The organism is Pseudoalteromonas sp. SG45-1 (assembly GCF_014164135.1).
Lineage (GTDB): Bacteria > Pseudomonadota > Gammaproteobacteria > Enterobacterales > Alteromonadaceae > Pseudoalteromonas > Pseudoalteromonas distincta.
In genome coordinates this window covers 1-21,682 of the sequence record NZ_JACJEP010000038.1, presented here as the reverse complement: position 1 = coordinate 21,682, position 21,682 = coordinate 1, and the positions used below count along the sequence as shown (strand labels likewise).

General features: G+C 36.9%; 20 protein-coding genes and 2 tRNA genes. 6 read left to right on the top strand and 16 right to left on the bottom strand.

The features are described from left to right. Positions 1 to 201 precede the first annotated feature (201 nt). From H5117_RS19285 to H5117_RS19270, 4 genes are all read right to left on the bottom strand, one after another. Positions 202 to 1,449 (bottom strand): amidohydrolase family protein, encoded by a 1,248-nt coding sequence (locus tag H5117_RS19285; RefSeq protein ID WP_182724903.1) that lies wholly within the window; start codon positions 1,447 to 1,449, stop codon positions 202 to 204. Positions 1,450 to 1,461: 12 nt separating this feature from the next. Further along, a complete protein-coding gene (locus H5117_RS19280) occupies positions 1,462 to 2,844 on the bottom strand; it encodes an amidohydrolase (protein WP_182738920.1) in 1,383 nt (460 codons plus the stop codon). A gap of 100 nt (positions 2,845 to 2,944) precedes the next feature. Further along, a complete protein-coding gene (locus tag H5117_RS19275) occupies positions 2,945 to 3,730 on the bottom strand; it encodes a hypothetical protein (RefSeq protein WP_182738919.1) in 786 nt (261 codons plus the stop codon). Between the two features lie 198 nt (positions 3,731 to 3,928). Then, complete coding sequence (locus tag H5117_RS19270) at positions 3,929 to 4,621, bottom strand: hypothetical protein (protein WP_024603971.1); 693 nt, start codon at positions 4,619 to 4,621, stop codon at positions 3,929 to 3,931. A 124-nt stretch (positions 4,622 to 4,745) separates the two neighbouring features. Here H5117_RS19270 and H5117_RS19265 point away from each other — a divergent pair, with 124 nt between their 5' ends. Both H5117_RS19265 and H5117_RS19260 read left to right on the top strand, forming a co-directional pair. Further along, a complete protein-coding gene (locus tag H5117_RS19265; RefSeq protein WP_182738918.1) occupies positions 4,746 to 5,618 on the top strand; it encodes a fructosamine kinase family protein in 873 nt (290 codons plus the stop codon). Positions 5,619 to 5,721: 103 nt separating this feature from the next. Next, positions 5,722 to 5,925: a CPXCG motif-containing cysteine-rich protein gene (locus H5117_RS19260; protein WP_002962509.1), complete on the top strand. Its 204-nt coding sequence runs from the start codon at positions 5,722 to 5,724 to the stop codon at positions 5,923 to 5,925. 1 nt (position 5,926) lies between these two features. Here the strand turns inward: H5117_RS19260 and H5117_RS19255 are convergent, their stop codons facing one another. After that, positions 5,927 to 6,553 (bottom strand): riboflavin synthase subunit alpha, encoded by a 627-nt coding sequence (locus H5117_RS19255; RefSeq protein ID WP_182673399.1) that lies wholly within the window; start codon positions 6,551 to 6,553, stop codon positions 5,927 to 5,929. 128 nt (positions 6,554 to 6,681) lie between these two features. Between H5117_RS19255 and H5117_RS19250 the strand changes: the two genes are divergently transcribed. From H5117_RS19250 to H5117_RS19235, 4 genes are all read left to right on the top strand, one after another. After that, positions 6,682 to 8,052, top strand: coding sequence for an MATE family efflux transporter (locus H5117_RS19250; RefSeq protein ID WP_154903006.1), 1,371 nt, complete (start codon positions 6,682 to 6,684; stop codon positions 8,050 to 8,052). Further along, positions 8,015 to 9,079 carry a DUF3080 family protein gene (locus tag H5117_RS19245; protein ID WP_182738917.1) on the top strand — a complete coding sequence of 355 codons (1,065 nt, stop codon included), beginning with the start codon at positions 8,015 to 8,017 and terminating at the stop codon, positions 9,077 to 9,079. Before H5117_RS19250 ends, H5117_RS19245 begins: the two co-directional genes overlap by 38 nt. Positions 9,080 to 9,192: 113 nt before the next feature. Then, a tRNA-Val gene (locus tag H5117_RS19240) sits at positions 9,193 to 9,269 on the top strand. Between the two features lie 120 nt (positions 9,270 to 9,389). Beyond that, a tRNA-Val gene (locus H5117_RS19235) sits at positions 9,390 to 9,466 on the top strand. Between the two features lie 385 nt (positions 9,467 to 9,851). Here H5117_RS19235 and H5117_RS19230 read toward each other — a convergent pair. The 11 genes from H5117_RS19230 to H5117_RS20750 form a co-directional block, all read right to left on the bottom strand. Beyond that, a complete protein-coding gene (locus H5117_RS19230) occupies positions 9,852 to 10,424 on the bottom strand; it encodes a 4Fe-4S single cluster domain-containing protein (RefSeq protein ID WP_182693369.1) in 573 nt (190 codons plus the stop codon). A gap of 3 nt (positions 10,425 to 10,427) precedes the next feature. Then, entirely contained in the window at positions 10,428 to 10,925 is a 498-nt protein-coding gene (locus H5117_RS19225) for a hypothetical protein (protein WP_182693368.1), read from the bottom strand. Further along, entirely contained in the window at positions 10,925 to 11,134 is a 210-nt protein-coding gene (locus tag H5117_RS19220; RefSeq protein ID WP_182693367.1) for a DUF2997 domain-containing protein, read from the bottom strand. The genes H5117_RS19225 and H5117_RS19220 overlap by 1 nt, the downstream gene beginning before the upstream one ends. Then, a complete protein-coding gene (locus H5117_RS19215; RefSeq protein WP_182738916.1) occupies positions 11,127 to 13,301 on the bottom strand; it encodes a hypothetical protein in 2,175 nt (724 codons plus the stop codon). The genes H5117_RS19220 and H5117_RS19215 overlap by 8 nt, the downstream gene beginning before the upstream one ends. Beyond that, positions 13,301 to 14,977 carry a hypothetical protein gene (locus H5117_RS19210; protein WP_182738915.1) on the bottom strand — a complete coding sequence of 559 codons (1,677 nt, stop codon included), beginning with the start codon at positions 14,975 to 14,977 and terminating at the stop codon, positions 13,301 to 13,303. The genes H5117_RS19215 and H5117_RS19210 overlap by 1 nt, the downstream gene beginning before the upstream one ends. Next, entirely contained in the window at positions 14,974 to 18,276 is a 3,303-nt protein-coding gene (locus tag H5117_RS19205) for an AAA domain-containing protein (protein ID WP_182738914.1), read from the bottom strand. Before H5117_RS19205 ends, H5117_RS19210 begins: the two co-directional genes overlap by 4 nt. A gap of 6 nt (positions 18,277 to 18,282) precedes the next feature. Beyond that, a complete protein-coding gene (locus H5117_RS19200) occupies positions 18,283 to 19,875 on the bottom strand; it encodes an AAA family ATPase (protein WP_182693809.1) in 1,593 nt (530 codons plus the stop codon). Positions 19,876 to 20,075: 200 nt separating this feature from the next. Further along, entirely contained in the window at positions 20,076 to 20,228 is a 153-nt protein-coding gene (locus H5117_RS20920) for a hypothetical protein (protein ID WP_404936136.1), read from the bottom strand. Between the two features lie 59 nt (positions 20,229 to 20,287). After that, the gene (locus H5117_RS20760) at positions 20,288 to 20,605 is read right to left on the bottom strand and encodes a HEPN domain-containing protein (protein ID WP_259396001.1); all 318 of its coding nucleotides are present in this window, start codon (positions 20,603 to 20,605) and stop codon (positions 20,288 to 20,290) included. 125 nt (positions 20,606 to 20,730) lie between these two features. After that, entirely contained in the window at positions 20,731 to 21,141 is a 411-nt protein-coding gene (locus tag H5117_RS20755; RefSeq protein ID WP_259404580.1) for a hypothetical protein, read from the bottom strand. A 111-nt stretch (positions 21,142 to 21,252) separates the two neighbouring features. Continuing rightward, positions 21,253 to 21,435, bottom strand: a complete 183-nt coding sequence (locus tag H5117_RS20750) for a hypothetical protein (protein ID WP_259404579.1) — start codon at positions 21,433 to 21,435, stop codon at positions 21,253 to 21,255. Positions 21,436 to 21,682: the final 247 nt, after the last annotated feature.

The following is a 21,682-nucleotide window of genomic DNA, read 5'->3' as shown; positions in this document are numbered from 1 at the left end:
TTATTTATTTAATTATTTAATTATTTAATTATTTAATTATTTAATTATTTAGTATCATACCAATTCGCTTAATTAAGTGATCAACTTTGAGGCAAGAAAATCTTGTCGATAACAAGGCAAAAATTTCGTTATTTAGTTGCTCTATATCAGAAATTTTTAACGCAGTTACCGTCAGATTTAATCCCTCAAATTGATTAAGTATTATTGCGGGTTGGTATAAGCACGTGGCATTTTTGAATCTGTCGTATAACGGTCACGCAGTTTATCTTGACGAGATTGTGTAGAAACCTCAACGCCATTAATAAACATTTTGCTCACATGGCTGCTTAACTCAAACGGGTCATTACTCCATATTACTACATCAGCAGCTTTGCCTACTTCAAGGCTACCTGCATTAATGCCAAATACATCAGCAACGTTTGATGTAAGCGCTTTTAACGCACCTTCTTGGCTCATACCATACGACACAGCATTACCAGCATCAAAACGCAGCTGATAAATATTGTGACTTGCATCACCACCTACCGTTAATAATACTTTAACGCCTGCTTTTTCAAGCACACTTGCATTATCTAAACTTGCATGAAGCGAATCAAAGCTTCCTGGTAAACTATCCATTGCACTAATAATCACTGGAATATTTGCTTTAGCAACGCGCTCTTTCACTACAACAGCGTCTTGTGCGCCGTTAAGTACTAAATTAATGCCAAATTGCTCTTTTACTTTAATTAGCTCAATAATATCCGCCGCACGCGAAACGCCAACCACTAATGGCATTTCACCACTGAGTACTTTAGCCATTACTTTATCTTCAGTACTTGGCTTGTCGTCATCTTTTTTCGCTTTTTTACCGGCTTTAGTTTTGTGCTCATCAAGCTTATTAATCAGTGTTTGCAAAGTAAAAGCACGTGAGCCTTTACTACGCTCACCTAAGTAAACAATTAAAGCCGCTTGTTTTTGCATGTCGCTGTCAAAACTACCACTTAAATCAACAACACTCGCAAGGCCTGAAAAAATGCTATCGCCGCCATGAGGAGTAATTACATCGCGTGTTACGCCGCCTTTACGAGCGTAAGGAATTAAGCTTGAATGTGCGTTGTAAGCAAAGCTTACATCAAAATCAATACCAGCTTTTTCCTCACCTGCATCGCGAGAGCCTGCAACTGCACTTACTTCAACTAAACCAAGTTGATTAATACTTGCTATAAAGCCAGGGGTTACAATTTGCCCCTTTGCATCAATAATTTGATCTACTTTAATTTCAGTTGGATTAATCGCTGTGATTTTACCATCTGTCATTACAATGCTTGCCGCTTCTAATACACCTTGATCAGAAGACGTATGCAATGTTGCATTAATAATTGCTAGCGATTGTGCGCTTACAGCACCAGATGCTAATAATCCTGCAGCAACCAGAGAAAGCGAAAACGAACGTGATAAATTTTTCATTCTGGGTGCTCCTTATTGTTGACCTAACATAAAATCACTTGTTGCTTGGTACGCGCTGTCGTTTCTATCGTAAACCTTTGCACCATCAACAAACACTTGTTCAGCTTTAGCATAGACACTAAATGGGCTTTGATTCCAAATAACAACATCGCCCTGCTTACCCGCTTCTAGTGAACCTGTTTTATCATCAATACCTAGCGATTTAGCAGCGTTAGACGTGATCCATTTAATAGCGTGTTGCTCAGAAATATCAAAACCATTTTCGTTAGCTCGGTACATCACCTTGCCCGCTTCTTGGTTTAAACGCTGAATAGTAGTATCTGAATCTGAGTGAACAACTGCACACGAGTTTTTAACCGCATCAACAATAGCTACGTTTTCTTGAACCATGTCGTAGGCTTCCATTTTAAAGCCCCACCAGTCTGGCCAAAGTGCAGCACACGAACCATTTTGCGCAAGTAAGTCAGCAATTTTATATGCTTCTACACCGTGATGAAAAGTACCTGCGTGGTAACCAAATTCTTTTGACAGGTCAATCATCATTGCCATTTCTTCAGCTTTATAACAATGATTATGAATACGTACTTCGCCTTCAAGCACACCGCGAAGCGTATCGTATTTAATATCACGTACTGGCGCTTCTGGGTTTAAACCGGCTTCATAATCGGCATCGTATTTATCCCATGCACGTTTGTACTCAGCGGCTTCAGCCCATGCCATACGGTAACCAGCCATATTACCCATACGTGTTGAAGGCAATACACCTTGACGACCATAAACACGTTTAGGGTTTTCACCACACGCCATTTTTAAACCATACGGCGCCTCTGGAAATTTCATCCCTTGCATAGTGTGCGCTGGTACGTTTTTAAGCGTAACGCCGCGTCCACCAAATAAGTTAGCTGAGCCTGGTAAAATTTGTAGAGAAGTAATGCCGCCTTCGCGTGCACGATTAAAGCCTGGATCTTGTGGCCAAACAGAATGCTCAACCCACACTTCTGCAGTGTTAGGGCTGGTCATTTCGTTACCATCTTGATGCGACTCGACCGAAGGACTTGGGTATGCGCCTAAATGTGAATGTACGTCAATAATACCCGGTGTTACCCATTTTCCTTGTGCATCAATTGTTATATCAGCAGTGGCTGTTAAGTCTTTACCTACTTGTTGTACTTTACCATCAACAAGTAATACATCAGCCTCATCTAAACGCTCACCAGTACCGGTAAGTACTGTTGCATTTGTAATAAGCGTGCTTGATGTAGAAATTGGCTGATAAGTACTTGGGTAAGGATTTTTGTTAATTGTTATTTTATCGTCTTGTGGGCCGTTTTCTTGGCAGCCTACAAGTGCAGCAGCTAAGCCAACCGCTAATAAAGAAGGTGCAAATTTTTGCATGTTGTTTGGATCTCCTGTTTTTTTGCTACTTTAGCGAAACCTAAAGGATAAAGCCAAAAAAACAGGTGAAAACGCAGTTAATTAAGATGAATTTCTGTAATTATTTCTTTATATAATTGTTATATAGCTTTTCAAGCGCACCTTCGGTGGTAAGCGAAGGATCTTTACTAATAAAGTGATTAACCGTACGCGTTACAAAATCAGAGTTTTGCTTATGTAGCTTAGAAAAATCTTTAATAAGTGTATTACCATCTTTAGCCGCCGTTACTTTGTCATGACGATGACGATACTGGCTCAATGCTTTATTAAAATCGCCTTGATAGTCTTCAACCAAAATTTTATAAAAGTCGCTTTTTTGAACATTTAAATCGTTAATGCAGTAATTTAGCGCCTCTTTAAAGTCGGTAAATATCATGCCTTCTACATCAAACTCTTTTGTTTTTTCGCGCACTGCTACTTTGGCATCTTCTGTGGCATAGCTAAAACCCGTAAAGGCTAAACGCTCAGCGGCTTCTTTTCCTAATTTCATACCCGCTTGAATACTATGGGCAAACTCGTCGCTCATGTCGCCAAGTTCGCTTTCTTCCCACATGTTATAAACGCGCAGTGGTTTAGCATATTTATTTGAGAGCTTTTTTTTAAGCTTGGTAAAGCGCTCATCAATCGTCATCAGTCTTTCGTTATGTAAAAGTGCGAGGCACTCATAACACGCAGGGATAGAGATAAAGTCAGCCTCTTCACCTAAATCAACGATACTTTGTAGCATATGTAGTGGCGGGCAATGATCGCGCTCTGTCGCTTCACAGCCACAATAAAAACACTGATTAAAATGCTGCTGATCGCACGCGTATGCTTGCTGATAATAACTGGCTAACGTTTTGCTCACCGTTGCTCCTAAAAAAACACGACTAAATTATGGGGGCGATAATAACAGCCTGAAAAAATAAGTTATACCAATTGCATTAAATTAGTGCTCTATTATTTCACTAAAAAGTAGTGCAATAACAGGCACAAATAATTTTTAACGCAGTAAGTACACTATTTAATGCTATCGAATGATTAAGTTTTTTATTAGTCGCTAGATTTAAATAACGGCCGCTATTAAACCAAATAAACCACCAAACACACCGCCCCATACTACAAGCCAGCCTAGGTGCTCGCGGATCATGGTCTGAATAATCTCTTTAACCATTTTAGGAGTAAGCTCATCTAAGCGCTCATCAACTAGTTTAAGCACCGTTTTATGTAGGCTTTCTGCGCTATTACCTTGTGAAAGTGTTTGGCTTACTAATGCTTTAAAGTCGTCAGTTTGAGAAATCTCACTAAGCGACAATTGCATTTTTTCAATAAACTTTTCACGCATCGGCTCTATTGCCGCTGTACCGCCAAACATTCCTAGCATACTACCAAACTGAGACTGCTCTATTACCTCTAACAAATTGTCGAATGCAGGGTTTAGATCAACATTGCTAATTATTGGCTCAAAGTCGATATTGGGCTGCGCTTTATTGAGTAAATTATTAATTTTTTGCTCTGAGAAAAACTCCGTTAATATCAGGTTTCGTATAGCTACTTTAAAGCTTTCAAACTTAAGCGCTATAACACCAGAACCATATAAAAATGGGACTTTTTCGAATAACATATGAATAGCTAATAAATTAGTTACCGCGCCAGAAAGTGCAAATAAACCAACAGACAACACAATTGCTTGGTTAAACATAAAACCTACAACAACACATAAACCCGCTAGCAAATTGGTTATTAAACTTTTGTTCATTTTAACTCCACTACAGTAAGTGTAATTTTATTCAATATAGCCGTTAATTTTACAACGTTTAGATTGTTAAATTAATACCTTTTTGCCATAGTTTAAGTATCTGTTTAAAAGGCGAGCAATTGTTATGTGGAAAACAGTAAATGAGCACATCAGCCGAGCCATCAATTTTGACTTTAAGCACACCTACAAACGCCAATTACAAAGTACAAACACCGACAAACTATTTCATATTACCAATGGTACGCATAACTACCTCGTTAAAATAGCACTAAAAAGCGAGCTCGAGCGTTTAGAAAGTGAATTTATTGGCTTAAAGCTTTTGGCGCAAAATAGTAATTTTAAAGTACCTGAATGTATTACAACTGGTGCAAATATAGAGTTTTCGTTTGTTGTTTTACAATGGCTCGTTTTAGATAAACAACCCCACGACACGTGGGCTAATATGGGGCGTAACCTCGCTAAAATGCATCAAAAACATGACCAAGCTATGTTTGGTTTTGATGTAGATAATTATCTAGCCACAACCATACAGCCAAACCGCTGGCACAAAAAGTGGGATGTATTTTACGCCGAAGAGCGTATAGGGTGGCAATTACAACTACTCGCTGAAAAAGGCATTAACTTTATTGAGCCCGAACGCTTAATTAATACCGTAAAAGAGCAACTACATAGCCATCAAGTACAACCTTCATTACTGCATGGCGATTTTTGGCGTGGCAATATGGGATTTTTAAAAGCAGAACCAACAATATTTAACCCGGCTTGTTATTATGGTGATCGGGAAGTGGATATTGCAATGAGCGAACTATTTGCCCCACTGCCTAAAGACTTTTATAGCGCCTATAACGCGCACTACCCGCTTTCTCAAAATTACGAAAAACGTAAGTTAATATACCAGCTATACCCCATTTTAAATCATGCCAACATCTTTGCCGGTCACTATCTTACTGAAGCTAAACAACATATAGAAAAGCTGGTATTTGAAGGTATAAAATAAATGTCATAAGCTGCATTTCAACACTATATTTAATGAGTAAGTAAACGTTCATCTGTAAGCGATTAAGTTGAACCTAACTTAATTATTTATAACTGGAGTGATTATGAAAGATTTTTTATCACAACGAATAACGTGCCCACACTGCGGACACCACATACATCTAGACTTAGACGCAAGCAGCGGCGATCAAGACTATATAGAAGATTGCACTGCCTGCTGTAACCCAATTCATTTAAATATGCATATAGACCATGCTAATAATAAATTGGAGCTACACGTAGACAGTGACGACGAACAAATATTTTAACTTAAGCCTGATGGCGTAAGTAGTTCTCTACCGTATTTACAATAGTGTAAGTTTGCTGATCAACTTCAATATTAAACTTGTCACCCACTTGCGCTGCACCAATGTTTGTAATGGCGAGCGTTTCCGGAATTAGGTGTATCCAAAAACCTTGTTCATCAACTTCGCCTACGGTTAAGCTTGCGCCATTTATAGCAACAAAGCCTTTATATAACACATACTTTTTCCACTCTTTTGGCAAGCTTAATTGTATTTTACAGTTATTCTCAAGTTTCACTATTTGAGAGATTTGTGACGTACAATGAATATGCCCAGACACTATATGCCCACCTAGCTCAGTACCAAACGTAACAGAGCGTTCGTAATTTACTAAACTACCTAGCTCAAGCAAGCCTAAATTAGTTAACTTTAGAGTTTCGTCAATCACATCAAAATGCACTTGCGCCACCACATCATGATTACTTAGCTCAACTTGCACAACCGTTAAACAACAGCCATTAATAGCAATACTTGCGCCTAAATCTAAATGCTTAACGTACTCATCGCTCACCGATACAACTAAGCGTAACACACCATCAGCTTGAGTTTTAGAGACCACTGTTGCTTGTGTTTGCACTATTCCTGTAAACATAAAATCACTTAAAAATATTACAAAGTGCTAGTTTAACGTATCAACTCATAAAATCATTCACTACTGTGATTTTTATTTGAAACGCAATAGATTACAATTGCCGCCTGTTTTATTTAATAGCTTTTTTTATGACCTTTTGCAATTGGGAAGCCAAGCGTTTACTTTCCCTAGCCTTACCTGTTTTTTTAGCACAAGTTACACTTATTTTAATGTCGGTAGTCGACACAATTATGGCCGGCCAAGTTAGCCCTACTGACTTAGCTGCACTTTCTATTGCAACAGGAATATGGAACCCATTATTACTTGCTCTGCAAGGTATTTTATTAGCGCTTACTGGTATTATTGCGCAGTTTTCGGGCAGTGATGACCGCAAAGGCATTAGCCACTATTTTCAACAAGCGCTTTATTTAACCGCTATTTTAAGCTTTACAGGTTTTGGTATTGCCCATTTAGCAGATGCCATTATTTTAAAGCTCGATACAACGCCTGCTATTGCAAACCTTGCCATTGACTACATCCATTTTGTGAAATGGGGTGTGTTTGGATTTTTAATTTTTACAGTATACAGAAACGTTACCGAGGGCATGGGGATGACCAAACCCGCCTTTTATATAAGCCTATTAGGTTTAGCCGTTAATATTCCAGTAAATTATATTTTCATAAATGGCTTATTTGGTTTTCCTGCTTATGGCGGCGCAGGCTGTGGCATTGCCACAGCAATTGTTTTAACTGTTATGGCAATAGCACAAGTTACTTACTGCCAAATGAGTAAAAAGGTAGATGCTAAAGGCCTGCTTTCATCATTCGAAAAACCTAATTTCACTACCATTGGTATTATTACTAAGCTAGGTATACCAATTTCACTTGCAACCTTTTTTGAAGTCACTTTATTTGCGTGTATACCGCTATTTATTGCGCATTTAGGAGCAGTGGCTGTATCGGGGCACCAAATAGCAGCGAGTGTAACTACATTGCTGTTTATGATGCCACTGAGCCTCTCTATCGCTATAAGTATTCGTATTGGTAATCTATATGGTCAAAATAATTTACAGCAGTTAAAAGTTGCCGTATCGACTAGTTACATATTAGCTATTGTAATTGCACTATTTTTGGCACTTATGACTTTTACAGGTCGTGATTTAATTAGCCAACTTTATACCGACAGTCCCGCAGTAATGGCTCTGGCTTCATCAATTATGATACTAGCGTGTGTCTACCAGTTACCCGATGCATTACAGGTTGCTGCAAATGGCATGCTTCGTGGGTTAAAATACACCACGCCTATATCGTATATTACGTTTATATCGTATTGGTTAATCGGCTTTTGTTTAGGTTACGTATTGGCAAGAACAGACATAATTGTGCCAGCTATGGGGCCGCATGGCTTTTGGGTTGGAATAATAGTAGGCCTTAGTGTCGCTGCTATTTTATTAATGCTAACAGTAAGAAAGCGTCTAAAATATGAATTTGTTAACAGTGATTCACTCAATCAAAACTAATAAACTCAGCCTTAAATCATTACCAGCTGCTTTGCTGGTAATGTGTTTTTTAATGCTTACAGGCTGCAACAAACCACAAAGTACTGTAAACGCTACTTATATTGAACGCTTAAGTAGCACAGTTAATGCAAGCCCAACACAGCCTAAGCCGCTCAAGCAACTCCCTTTACTGCAGCCTACCCCAATAGCACAAAGTGACTTAACACTGAGTATTGTTGAGCTTGCAGGCATTAGCCAATGCAAGCTTAACGTGCTTATAAGTGAGCACAATAACCAATTAGGAAAAACAGCCAGCGCTGCTGGGCAATTAAAATATCAAATAAACTTTATTAAAAGTGCGCAGGTTTGCTTAAATACGCTTGATAAAAATAGCCCTAGTTACACAAAAATACTCGCAGCCAAAAACTATAAAGAAACACACCTAATATACTTTTTTAATACCATGTTATTTAAAGAACCTGAGTTAAATCGTACCTGGCAACTCACCTCAAACGAGCTCACTACTGAACCCGCTGGTTTTCGCGATACCGTATTTGCGCTAAAGCAACTTGTACTCATTAAACAGCAAATTAAGGCTAAAGAATTTAGTGAAATTAATAGCGACTCTATTTTTAGTGCACTCGAGCAGCTTAATAAATTTCAATTTAACCAAGCACTCATTCAATCAGTCCGTAGGCAGGTCGTGTTAAATAACAACGCTACACAGTTTGTAAAAACACTAAACTTTAATACGCTGTGCCCAGAGGATAAAAATAATAAAAACGCAAAAATCATAAGCAACGTATTTCAAAAGTTTTACCTAAAAGAAATTCAGCCTTATCAAGCGCAATTAACTGGTTATCTAGAGGTACTACAACCGCTTTATAATGAGCTTTGGTTTAACGAAAGTATCTCAAGCCCTCAAATTAATAACTTAGTCAAAACGGGCTCAACAAGTAACTTACTGAACTTACTTAAAAGCTCAGCTAAAAAACATGTGGTTTGGTGGCAAGGTTTTTATAAAACGTGTGAAATAAGCCCAATATGAATAAAAAAACGGCAAATAAACTCAAAAACAACAAACTTGCTTGATTCACCAACCGCCACGCTATATATTAGCCGCCGTTGTTAAGCAATTAACACTTACTTAAATAAAGTAATACGACTGTAGCTCAGTTGGTTAGAGCACTACCTTGACATGGTAGGGGTCGGTGGTTCGAATCCACTCAGTCGTACCAACATTTAAAAAAGTATAATTGAAGGAAAAAGCACTACCTACTCTTGATCACCCGGTCCAAAGGTCAGTAGTTCTAATCCACTCAGTCGTACCAACATTTAAGTAAAACCTCAAAAATTGTACGACTGTAGCTCAGTTGGTTAGAGCACTACCTTGACATGGTAGGGGTCGGTGGTTCGAATCCACTCAGTCGTACCAACATTTAAGTAAAATAAATAAAGTACATTTGAAAGAAAAAGCACTACCCGCTCTTGATCACCCGGTCCAAGGGTCAGCAGTTCGAATCCACTCAGTCGTACCAATTCAAAGTAATAAAAAAAACCAGAGAAAAAGCATTACCCACTCTTGAGCACCTGGTCCAAGGGTCAGCAGTTCAAATCCGCTCAGTCGTACCAATTAAAAATAATTATTATATGCAGTGACCCACTTTTGTTATGTTACTTCCAAGTGTTAGCTGATAAATTATCTCGGTCGCACAATGTTTAACTAATTATCTACACATTAAAAATGGGGGATGAACTCCTACTATTGTCACCCCCAAGCTACCCTAATTACACATACAGTTCTGGAAGACTATCAATATTTAATCTGGATAACCAAGAGTTGTAATTGAGCCTAAACTATCAATTACTATTTCAATTTCATTACCTCCATCGCTTTCTTCCATAAGTCTAGAGCCATGCGGATATACAAGTTTTTGATTTGTTGAACCTCGAAGTCTTAAATATGGGTTTCGTAATGAATGTTGATAGCGCCCCGATATAATTAGGTCACTATTTTCACATAAAGCTGACCAATAACCTTTAAGCTCTAGCTCTCTTTGTTCAAAGCCTGTATAAACAACATTCGTCAAACTGGTATTGTCCTTTATCATTTTGATTAGCCAAAGCGTATTATCTGCTTGCTCAAGCGGTTCACCTCCTAAAAAGGTAATACCACTAATTTCGGGCGTATCCAAAATTTGCTGATAAAGTTTTTCTCTGTGTACAAGGGTTCTCTCTCTATGCGGCCACATTTGAGTATTCCAACAGCCTTTGCAGCCCAAGCTACATCCTTGTAGCCAAATTGTGAAACGTGAACCTGGACCATATATATGAGTATGTGCTTCGATATGAGCTAGATTAAAAAAAGAATTGCCTTCATCTATATTAGTCATAAATTAAATATGCCTAATACAAACAAGTTGAATTTTGCCATTAATCTGCTTTTCTTTTACGGTATAACCTTGAGCTTGAGCTTTTGCTATTGCTTGTTGTCGAGTTACTTCCACTCTCACCTTTCTTTGCTCTTCAATTTCTTTTCTTTCTATCTCGGCGAGTTCTGCTAAATGACGCTCATACTCACACAAGTACTCTTGCTCTAACTCCGATAAGAAGTCAGCGATTTTTTTATAATGCTTTAAACCTAGTACTCGTGCATTATATTGATCAGCATCATGCCTTAATACCCAGAGCTTACCTTGCTTTCTAAAGTGCTGGTGTCCATTGTAATCAACTCTATTAGTAACTATGTCACCACACTCAACACTATTATTTCCCTGAAAGTCACGTATATTTTTTACAGTTATATATTTTGGTTCATATCCTAACTTAATAAGTGACTGAAAAAGTGCAACTTCTACTACAAAGGGCGTGGTAGTTTTAATAACAGCACTCATTAACCACCTCGCTTACTTTCGACAATATGAGCTGCTTTTACAGTTTGTGATTGATGATATTCATCAGTCTTTTTTAAATTCTTAATGTTAATCTGCTCACCAAGAAGGTCAACAACAGCATCTATACAAGAATCACCTTGAAACCCTTCTGTTTTGGCATTAACTTGGCCTTGCTCATCAATCGTTATAATAATTTGTTGCTCAGGCATAAGCATCACCACTTTTAAAGATGCAAACTGTTGCTTCTAATCGAGACGCCTCTTTATTAGCAATCTCATATTTATCTAATGATTCAATCACTAGATACCGTTTACCTTTATCTTGCATTAATGAAAAAGCATCATTTGGTAAATATTCTGAAGGCCAAATAATTTTTAACTGTTTTTTACTTTTAAGTCCGAGTTGTAGATCTAACGACTCATCTAAGCTTTCTGCTTTTGGTTTGCGGCGTTCATGCCGGTCAAGCTCATCATTGATGGTTGCTAAACTCTTTTCTTGATTATTAGTATTGCTCTCAATATCTAACAGCTCTTTATGGGCTTTGCTATGTTCAGTAACTAAATGGTTGTAAACTTGATATAATTTAGCGTGTATCTTTCGATTTTCTTTCTTTGAAAAGAATTGTTTGGTGCTGTCTAACTCTTCTGCCTCCTTTGGTAATGTCGCTGTATCGTCTTCTGTTTTCTCACTTCTGTAAGTTTTAACTTCCTCACGGTACTTGCTTTCTATTTCTTTAAGTAACGTTTCTAGTTTTGGTCGCTTATTTTTAATAAGTTCTTTCGCTTTACTCACATCGTTCTTAGCTTGCTCTTTATCCGCTGATAATTGCTTAATTTTTTTATCCCAAATATGTTCTTTTTCAGCCAAATTGATCTGCTGAGATATTTGCGTTTTATTCTGATTTAGTTCTAATACAATTTGAGAAAAATCATCTTCTGCCTTTTTTCTCTCAGCAGGTGTTGAGTGTAAAAGGTTAAACTTTTTGAGCGCATCTATTCTTTCAATCAATTTTCTATGTGTCTGATTTTGCCCCAGAATAAATTGACTCAATAAACTTGCAAACGAGCGAGTCCTACTTTCAGTAAGTTGTTTACTTGAGTTATTTAGCGTGCTTTCCGCTTCGGAGAGTGATTGCTGCCACATGTTATTTACTTTCTCCCACTTATTTACCAATTCATCAGCGGTTGCGTTTTTTGGGCAATAAGGAGGATGAATTATTCCAGTGAATGAAACATGTTGCGCAGCAAATTTATCAGACCAATTTGTTTGTTTCGAAAACAAAGCTTCTGGAGTTTCATTCAAAAATTCTTCGATTGATTGGCAATAGTGCTCTTCCAAAGTAATAGTTTTGCGTTGCTCTATGGTCATTAATTCTTCATTTGAATTATTAGCAGACACAAATTTAACATTAACAAGCTCAGATACATTTGGTTTTAACGCCAGTACCCAACAAGCCTGCTCAGCAACCTTATTAATAGATGCAGTTACATTATTTTTTTGAGCTTCATCAAGCTGAATAGCCCAATTTACTTTACCTGCAGAAAACCCCTTCGGGAGTAACCAAACCACCTCTTCACTTCTTTCATCATCTTTAGCTTCATAAACAATATTAGGATAGTTAAAGTCAGTTAAAACTATATTTACTGAACTTTCTTTTGCGATACTATTTAGCTCGGCAAGTTGCCGATTTGAAATCAGCATAGCGTCATCTGTTATCTCAATTTTATTTGCTAAAGCTGATGCGTTAACTGTTGCTATTGTTGTTTTAAATGATTTCCTATTAAAATAACCATCTAATTGATATTCATCATTTAAGATAATCCTAACATCTGTTGGTTGTGCCTGACGCCTTGACTCCCCTATATATTCGTACTGTGTATTATCCCAAAAGTGTTTACAGAAGCTTCGGTAACTATCATCAATTTGATCTAGTGTAAGATCCAAACAATAGCCACTTTCATCTAATTCCGTAATAACAACACCGCGTTTATTAAAGTACTGATGATCACTTAAAAATATCGCACCAGCCTGAGCAACACCAGTGCGAACTAAACAACGTGATTTAAGCCGATCTATCGCTGTTTTGTTTTGTACATCATCACCTAAGCATAAGTAAACCCGTATGGACGGTTGGTTATCAACTAGTAACTGTATTGTTTTGATAGTTTCACTATCAAACAGAATATCTACAGAAATAATTAAAGTATGTTTGGTTTCTTCTATCTGCTGTATCAATTTAGCTTTGTTAAATACAGTAACAACATCACAATCATAAGCCGATTCAGTATTAGCATTTTTAGATACAAATTTACTGCTAAGCTTTTGTTCACTGTAATCTTTTTCGAATTTAATTTTTTTGGGTGCTAATATCGTCATTACACACATTCCCTGTTATATTCTTCAACGATGTCTTGGAGATATTGTGGTAAATCCCTCTTATCTAAAGGGGTAAAAGTCGGTGTTCCATGCACGACCCACTGCCTATTGTGCTCGCGAGCAAAGTCTAAACTTGCACTGACTTTCCAACACTTTAAACCTGCCGATGTAAAAAACAACCAGTAACGATCATGATTATCTGGAGATTTATCAATAAATTTAGGCTGCCAACTTTCAGGTAATTTCTTTTTGTACATTTGTTTCAGTGTTACAAACAAACCTTTTGATACACCTACTTTAATGGCGATTCTCGTCAAAAGGGCTTGTTGATGATCGGATGTAAAATAACGATCTGAGATAATTATATTTTCTATGTGTCTACCATTAGTTAAATGGTTTATAAGTTTTGGAAATTCGAACTCGGCGCCATCATCTAATGTTAAAGCAACGCCAAAATCAGCTGCTAGATGTGGCATTAAATCGAAACCTGCAGCCGCTTGCCAATAGCTAGTAGCTTTACCTTCTGTGCCTAATATCGCTAACATCTTGTCAATCTGTATAGGTGTAATATCATGTGGGGTTAATCCTGGCTGAGAAAGCCAGTCCAATTGCGCTTTTTCTGCATGTATTAACGCATTATGCTTTTGCTGGTAATAATGTTTGCACCATGCTTCTAGCCATTTCTCTCCATCACTTAAATCCATAGGTGAAATTGGCAATGACTGATGCTCTACTATTTTAAATGAACCAAAACGAGTTGAATCAACTGTTTCAAAAGGAAGTGTTTCTAACGATAAGCCGTTAAGCGTTTTTTTCTCATCAATTGTTTCACTAAAAGGAAGGGAGAAATATTGATATTGATTGTTCCACTTGCCATTTAACTGCTTACCTATAATGTCCATTAATTCTATATATTGGTTGTGGCTGGTTGGTAAATTGAAAGAGAATTCTTTTCCAACAGATGACGACTTATTACCCCTCCCCTTACTGGGAACTTCAATATTTAATTTCCCACTAAGAGTAGTTTTACTGTGCGCTGTTAACTGCCAATTTAAATATGCGCTTGCTTTATTATAAGTATCGCAAAGCACTTCAATGCTTTTAATCGCAACCTTAACCGACTCAATTGAGATCGATTTATTATTTTCTATCGCTAAGTTGGTAGTAATAACCTGCTCAGTTAAATATTGATTGATATCACCACGATAAGATCTATATTGATTAAGGTCTTTTGTGGCAAAGGCATCGATACGCTGTATTAAAATTGGATTTTTTACCAATAATTGGTCATTTTCGGCAAACCAAATATGAAACAAACCTCTTTCGAGAGTAGGTAAAAGTCCCGTTTTTAAAAATTCCTTTCCCCTAGCTGTAAGCTCCTTATTACAGTCAATTAAGGCTAGTTTTTTTAAATACTCAAGCAACCTAATTGGAAGTTCAGCTACTTTTCCAAGCGCATTAACAATATCCTGTCGCTTAACATAAACCTCTACTGTTCCCAACAAAGGTAGGCACACTAAATTAACCTTTCGGTTTAATGTAAACAAAGGACAGTTACCATTACTACGTGTTTTTTTAGAAGATTGTCGCATGTTCTCAGGATGACCTGTTTTAGATATATCTTTGGTAGTATTTAGTTTTATTTTCTGTAATTGTTCTTGTAGTGACGAATTCATTTAACTTTCCTTGGTAGCGCTTTAGCCAAATTTTTAAGCTCAGTAGTTCGGCTATTATTAGCAAAATAATCATAACAACCGACAATCGCTAGCTGATATCGGGCTCGTGTAATAGCTACATTCAGCCGGTTAGGTGAGTCTAAAAAACCATCGCGATAATTATTCACCATAGATAGAAAAACCAAGTCTGCTTCTTGCCCTTGAAAATAATCAACAGTAGCTAATTTAATAGGCTGCCCTTTATATTCAAATTGACTATATTTTTTATTGTTATCCGGCAGTTTTTGTAATTCTTTTCTCAACGCTGTTTCCTGTCCCTTATAAAAGGTCAGAATAGCGATACTATAAGGCTGCCCTTCATCATTTACACGACCTTCCCCCCAATCACAGAACTGTTTTAATTCTTTAAGGATCTTATCGACTTCGGCTTTATTTTTGTTTTGACTTACTTGTGCATATTTACTATTTTTAGGAATATCTAACCAAATGGCATGTGACCCAAACCCCAAGTAATCCCACTCTCTTTCAACAGCAACACTATCACCATTTTTAAGTGACTCACCATGATAGAACTGCTGCCCTGGAAATTTAGAAATAGCTGGATGCATTCGATGTTGGTAGCTTAGCGTTGTATGGCGTTGCTCTTTAATACTCGGAGTGAAACCTGAGTTAAGCGTATGCGAGATATCTTGTTTACGTTTTTGTAAACCATTACCTGATAATGCTTCTAGCACTGAAGGAAATGCCACTTGTTGCAGCTGAAAAACTCGCCCTTCACAATTTATAGTCTTCGGTAAGAGGCGCTCTATAGTTTCCTTATAGTTTTTAGTTTTGTTACCAAAGTTGTGTGATAAACGTAACCAATATAATCTTTCTAGTCGCCAACATACCTCTTCAGCCCAAGATTTTTCCTTTAATTGTTTATTAAAATGTGCTGCCACCTCTGATGTTCCGTTGATATTAACGCCACGACTATGAAGTTTTTGATCGTTATTAAATAATGCTTTATGTGAAAATGCATGAGCACTCGCGTGCCAGTCATCTGATAACCAAATACTATCAGCGGGTATAAGATTATTAATTTTTTGCAAACAATTATCTGCAATAAAACATAGGTTATACTCCCAAAGTAAAATTGGACTCGCAGCGTACTTCTCTATATTTGAAGAGTCTATCACTAGGATACGTTCATATTCTTCGTCTATTTTTACTCTTTGCGTAAGCTCGATCTTTAAGGCTTTAGCTTCTTGTGGTGAAATCGTTTTTATTAATTGATTTGAATATGCATGATGGTTTTTCTGCCCTGCTCTTAACGTTTCCAGTAAAAAGCATGCTGTTTGCAAGTTTTTATCTAACGATTGCGAAGCATGCCCTCTTCTACCCGGCTTTAATATAAGGTTTTCGAGGTTTGAGACTATCTGTTCTCTATCGGTAAATGGGGAGAGTTGACGGATATCTCCAACTAAGATGTGTTTAGCCGCATAGCGGGCGGGTACCAAAAATTCCTGAAAAGGGGTTTTACTGCACTCGTCTATGATCATCACATCGAAAGCTGGCTCATAAAGAGGTAAATTGACCTCTTTATCATTAAATAATCTCATTATACCTATAGTGGTCCCACAAATGAGATTAGCGCTATCAACTAATATTTGTTTACTGGTATTTTCAATTTGAATCAAATTATCAAATTGGTAGTGTTCAAGTCCTTGAGCGTTATGAGCATCCCCTATTCTAAGAGCAAACACTTCATTATCAAGTTCTTTATTGTCTATACGCTCTAGAACATTATTTATTGCAGCATGAGTTGAAGCTGTCAAAAGTATTTTTTTACCTTGACGAACTAACTGAACAATAAGCTCTAAAATGGATGTTGTTTTCCCTGTACCAGGCGGGCCATCAAGAATTGCAAAATCAGGGGTAGCCAATGCTTTCTGAACAAAATCTCGCTGTTCTAGACACCCTTTAAAGCGAATATCCGTCAGGATTTTCCATTTGTCCTGTTCAAGGGGCTCCGACTCTGTATGCTGCCAAGGTTTACTTGTTTGGTCTTTAAATAAATTCAATAACCCATCATGCCCTGAGTGAGGAGCAGATGTCAGAGCTGATATAGCATCTTGTTGCTTGAGTAATTGAGAGATATCAGCTTTGGCCTTTATAGTTTTATATAAAGGTAAAACGCTTTGCTGTTTAGTTTGTTTTGATTTAGCCAGTAATAACTGTTTCTCTTCACTATTACTTTTTATTACGTGAAAAGCCTCCCGATTGTTATTCTGATTAGATTCCAAAATGATCGCATTTTCACTAAAAAAATAATCGAGCACAGACAGGCCGCTATCATCGTTATTTATAGGTTCAATTAGCTGTATCCACTGCTCTTTTGTATTTTCTTCCTTAATATCAAATTCAAGATCTGGATAAGTACCTAAACTGCAGTGGCTTAATTTTGTTACGTTGCTATGTTGTGCGGTAATAGTGACGTTGTTATTGTTTAAAGAGAACTCCCAATCACTTTGTTTTAATGGTTTCCCTTTACTATCAAATAAGCTCTCAACCGTTAAATTCTTAAGTTCACGTGCGGTGATATCTTCAATTTTTGCGCAATCATAATTAGGCGTCTTCGTTGAAAGCACTAACCAGTTAGCAACGTCCTTTTTTACATGAGTTGCCAATTTGGAATCCGAAAAAGTTTTTATAGTCTCAAACTTTACGGTTAAATTATTGAGTTTGGCTGTACCTTCTTTTTCATTTAACTGCCCAAACAGATCAATAACTAAATCATTACAAGTATCGATACTGTACCTTTTTTCATCCACTATCACTACATCTGTGTTTATAACAGTAAGGCTCAAGGGTACTAATGTAATTGTATAACCTAACCAAACTATTGAAGTAATAACTTCACTATATTCTATTTTAATTTCATAAAAATCATTATGCACTCTGGAATCAGTTACTTTAATTTTTCGACTTTTTTTACCTTTACCGATTGTTACGGGCTCATCAAGGTCGACCTCAAAATCATCATCCAAGTCAGCGTTATTTAATCTATACCAATCTTTATCTGGGTTGATTAAACGAATACGAGTAAGAGGTACTATTTGATATATATTTTGCTTTGGTTTGATATTAAATTGCTGTTGGGCAAGAGCTTCCCATTCACATGTAACTTCTTTATCTTTAAACGCTGTAATACTGTTAGATAAATAATTGCGAAAAGGGGTTAAGCCATTCAACACGTTGTCCTGTAATTTTAACGACTTAGACTCATCACCGCAAAGTGATAGATAAAATGGATTCATGGTAGGCTACTCGAAAGGATTTTCTATTTCAGATTTTAAGCGAGTCATTGATTTTAATTTATCAGTGATTACTTCTGGTTTTTGTGAGCTTGCTCGCACTGCTCGCCCTTTGACCCAAGAACGTGTTTTATCGATCAATTCGTGCATAGTCATTGATATAGGCGTAGTTACTGCAATTGCTGATTTTATATGCTCAAAGTTAATATCAATGCCATCGTCAAAGGCCATAAACAAAGCCTCTTTAATCACTTCTTCTAACTCAGCCCCAGTAAAGCCGAGTGTTAGTTGAGCCACTTCTTTTATTTCCACTGCACTTAAATTATCTTCTCTGCTTCGTTTTTTTAAATGAACATTAAGGATATCTTCCCGCTCTTGCTCAGTAGGTAGATCAACAAAGAAAATTTCATCAACACGTCCTTTTCTAAGTAACTCTGGGGGCAACTGCGCAATATTGTTAGCTGTCGCAACAACAAATACAGGCTTTTTCTTTTCTTGCATCCAAGTCAAGAAGCTACCAAGTACTCGCGCTGTAGTGCCTCCATCTGATGAACCTGAACTTTGAATACCTGATAACCCTTTTTCAATTTCATCTATCCATAGAATACTGGGAGATAGTGTCTCTGCTAACTGCAATGCTTCACGCATATTCGATTCTGATTGACCTACGATACCGCCAAATATTTTGCCAATGTCTAATCGTAGTAAAGGTAATTGCCAGGCATTCGCTATTGCTTTAGCTGCTAAGCTTTTACCTGTACCAGGCAAACCTAATAAAAGTAAGCCTCTTGGCTCCTCTAAACCAAACTCTTTTGCGCTTTCACCAAAGGCAAGCTTTCTTCGTTTAAGCCATTTTTTTAGGCTGTCCAGACCACCAATATCATCCAACGTAGCACTTGGATGAAAATACTCTAAGTGGCCTTGCTTTCTTATGACTTGTTCTTTTTCTCGAACAATGCTTGAAATATCAAGTTCATTTAATCGCTCCTTCTCACAAGCAATTTTCGCAAATGCTAACTGCGCTTCACTTGTAGATAACCCCAATGCTGAATTAAGAAACTCAGTACTGAAAGAGCAATCTCGCTCATCTAACTCAAACTTTTGTTTAGCTTGTTCTGCGAGCTTTTTTAGTTCTGATAGATTAGGCAAAGGCATTTCAAAAACTTGGGTATCTTTTACCAACTCAGTAGGTAAATCAAAAACGGGTTGTGACATGATTATAGTCACTTTATCTATTCGTCGACCAGCAACTGCTACAGCAAAACTTCGTAAACGCGAAATATTTTTATGATCAAATGTGCCTATGTGAGGATGAAAGTCCTCAAGGAGTAAAATACAGTTAACAGGTGTGGGTAAGTCATCTTGATTATCACCGATTACCCACTCAAGTACTTCGGAGGGGGTATCTACATCTTCCATTAGCTCTTGTTGGCTAATCCCTCTTCTTAAACCTTTACAGCTATCCCAAATGAAAGTTTCTAGACTTAATATATCAGCAATTGAGTTAACTGCGGCCCTAATTCGAAGGGTATCATGACTAATAATTTGTATAAGAGGTGCACCGGCTTTCACAGCAAGTGTTATTTTTTTTTTGAAATCCATAACTATCCATACAGCATAAAAAGATAAGTTTTTTAGCCAAGTAATATTCCTATTTCCATTTGGCCTTCAGAAAAAGTACTAAACTCTTAATAACTATTCAATACTTAATTTAATTATAATAGGTACTTAATAAAAATATCATATAAAAATGATTAGAAAATTATTTGTTATTCTTGTTTGTAAACTCATTGGTTATTCATTTAAATTACTGCTAATGCTTTGTCTGTTGCCTGTGCAAGCGCTTTAAAAAAACGCAGACACTTTTCAAGCTCATCTTTTTTAATTATTTGTGGTTGAGTAGTATCAAGCTGTGCATGGTGTAAAGCTTCCCCCCTTTTCGAAATCCACTTAATTAACTGCTCTCTGGCATCTTTTGGTAATACATTAGGCCATGACCATTGCTCAGTAATATCTACACCAAAAACTCTTCAAATAGCTTTTTGGTTTTATTTGAATTTGGATTATGAAAAAACTTTAAACGTTCATTTAATTGCTTTTCTGCAAAGTGACCAAATTGAGAGCCTTTAATTAAGCTAAATTTGGCATCAAAAATTTCAGTTACCACATCTTCAACATAGGTTTCCCATGCGGTTAGCGTCATTATTAAGCTTGCTTTTTTTAAAACATCATATGAGCATAATTCTGGATGGTTATTTAGCGTTTCAAAGCATGCTAATAGTTGTTCTGCTTCAGATAGGGCTCTATTAAAATTTTGTAATGAGAGGGTCATTTTCTTCCTTAAATATTTAACTAACAATTAGGTGTTTGTTAGTACTGCTTTATTTTTTGTAATGCTATACAAAAATTTATAAAAATATAATTTCACAAGCTTGTGAAAATTTAATCTAGCTGGCTTTAATCTTTTTTATAATCACTAAAATTAATGATATTACTGGTATCAACTATTTCGTTTGATGACTCATCAACTAGTTTCTCTGAGCTGATAAACGCTTGGCAGTATGTGAGTAGGCGCTCTATGGGTATAAACTTTTCTTTGCGGCCAGTTGTTTTATTAGTAATACGTTTAGGTTGGGTGTTTAAGTAAATAGCTAACTCAATGGCAAGCTCTTTAGGTAACTCATAAAGCCCCTCTTCTTGTAGTGTTTGAGTAACCCAAAGTGCGGCATCGCTAATATGCCCGCTTATACTTAAATCGGTATTTTTAACCCAGTGCGGAGTAAACTCTATTTTAGATAGCTCACTTAACAGCACCGCAATATCGCTGCGTGGTATTAGCTGATAAACCTCAAGTGTTTCTGCCATCATTAGCTGCCATTCGTACTGCAAACGCTGAGTTAACTCTTCTTGCGATAGCTTTAAACTAACTGGTATAAAAAACGTAAAACGGCTATTCGCCTCGCAGACAATAATTGTTTTTTAACGAGATTTATAGCTGTTATCAATTATCTGTAATTGCCAGTTAAAGTAATTTTGATCACTAATAAGGGTATTTACCCCCGCTTGTTTACCGGGTTCATGTGGCAAACGAGGTAAATCAACTTTTAGGTATTTATTAAGTGCGTTTGAGGCGTTTAGGTTTAGTGTTATGTTATTTCTCAACTTGTAACTCTTATCATTTTTTAAATTTACGTAGATGGGTTAAGTCGCGAAGCCACGCTAGGGAGTTTGATGAACCAAACAACAAAGATATTTTCTACCCATTCGTAATTCCTAACAACTCTAATTGTAGTGGTCAATAAAATTTGGCCACAGTTTTAGAATCTTGATATCTAACCTCAGATTCATTTGGCGCTAAACCGGCATTATAATGATGCGGCCTAACGTTGTTGTAATATCCGTTGATATA

Coding starts and splice junctions, on each gene's coding strand:
- H5117_RS19285 (WP_182724903.1), bottom strand. CDS start 1,449: ATGAAAAATTTATCACGTTCGTTTTCGCTTTCTCTGGTTGCTGCAGGA.
- H5117_RS19280 (WP_182738920.1), bottom strand. CDS start 2,844: ATGCAAAAATTTGCACCTTCTTTATTAGCGGTTGGCTTAGCTGCTGCA.
- H5117_RS19270 (WP_024603971.1), bottom strand. CDS start 4,621: ATGAACAAAAGTTTAATAACCAATTTGCTAGCGGGTTTATGTGTTGTT.
- H5117_RS19265 (WP_182738918.1), top strand. CDS start 4,746: ATGTGGAAAACAGTAAATGAGCACATCAGCCGAGCCATCAATTTTGAC.
- H5117_RS19260 (WP_002962509.1), top strand. CDS start 5,722: ATGAAAGATTTTTTATCACAACGAATAACGTGCCCACACTGCGGACAC.
- H5117_RS19255 (WP_182673399.1), bottom strand. CDS start 6,553: ATGTTTACAGGAATAGTGCAAACACAAGCAACAGTGGTCTCTAAAACT.
- H5117_RS19250 (WP_154903006.1), top strand. CDS start 6,682: ATGACCTTTTGCAATTGGGAAGCCAAGCGTTTACTTTCCCTAGCCTTA.
- H5117_RS19245 (WP_182738917.1), top strand. CDS start 8,015: ATGAATTTGTTAACAGTGATTCACTCAATCAAAACTAATAAACTCAGC.
- H5117_RS19230 (WP_182693369.1), bottom strand. CDS start 10,424: ATGACTAATATAGATGAAGGCAATTCTTTTTTTAATCTAGCTCATATC.
- H5117_RS19225 (WP_182693368.1), bottom strand. CDS start 10,925: ATGAGTGCTGTTATTAAAACTACCACGCCCTTTGTAGTAGAAGTTGCA.
- H5117_RS19220 (WP_182693367.1), bottom strand. CDS start 11,134: ATGCCTGAGCAACAAATTATTATAACGATTGATGAGCAAGGCCAAGTT.
- H5117_RS19215 (WP_182738916.1), bottom strand. CDS start 13,301: ATGACGATATTAGCACCCAAAAAAATTAAATTCGAAAAAGATTACAGT.
- H5117_RS19210 (WP_182738915.1), bottom strand. CDS start 14,977: ATGAATTCGTCACTACAAGAACAATTACAGAAAATAAAACTAAATACT.
- H5117_RS19205 (WP_182738914.1), bottom strand. CDS start 18,276: ATGAATCCATTTTATCTATCACTTTGCGGTGATGAGTCTAAGTCGTTA.
- H5117_RS19200 (WP_182693809.1), bottom strand. CDS start 19,875: ATGGATTTCAAAAAAAAAATAACACTTGCTGTGAAAGCCGGTGCACCT.
- H5117_RS20760 (WP_259396001.1), bottom strand. CDS start 20,605: ATGACCCTCTCATTACAAAATTTTAATAGAGCCCTATCTGAAGCAGAA.
- H5117_RS20755 (WP_259404580.1), bottom strand. CDS start 21,141: ATGATGGCAGAAACACTTGAGGTTTATCAGCTAATACCACGCAGCGAT.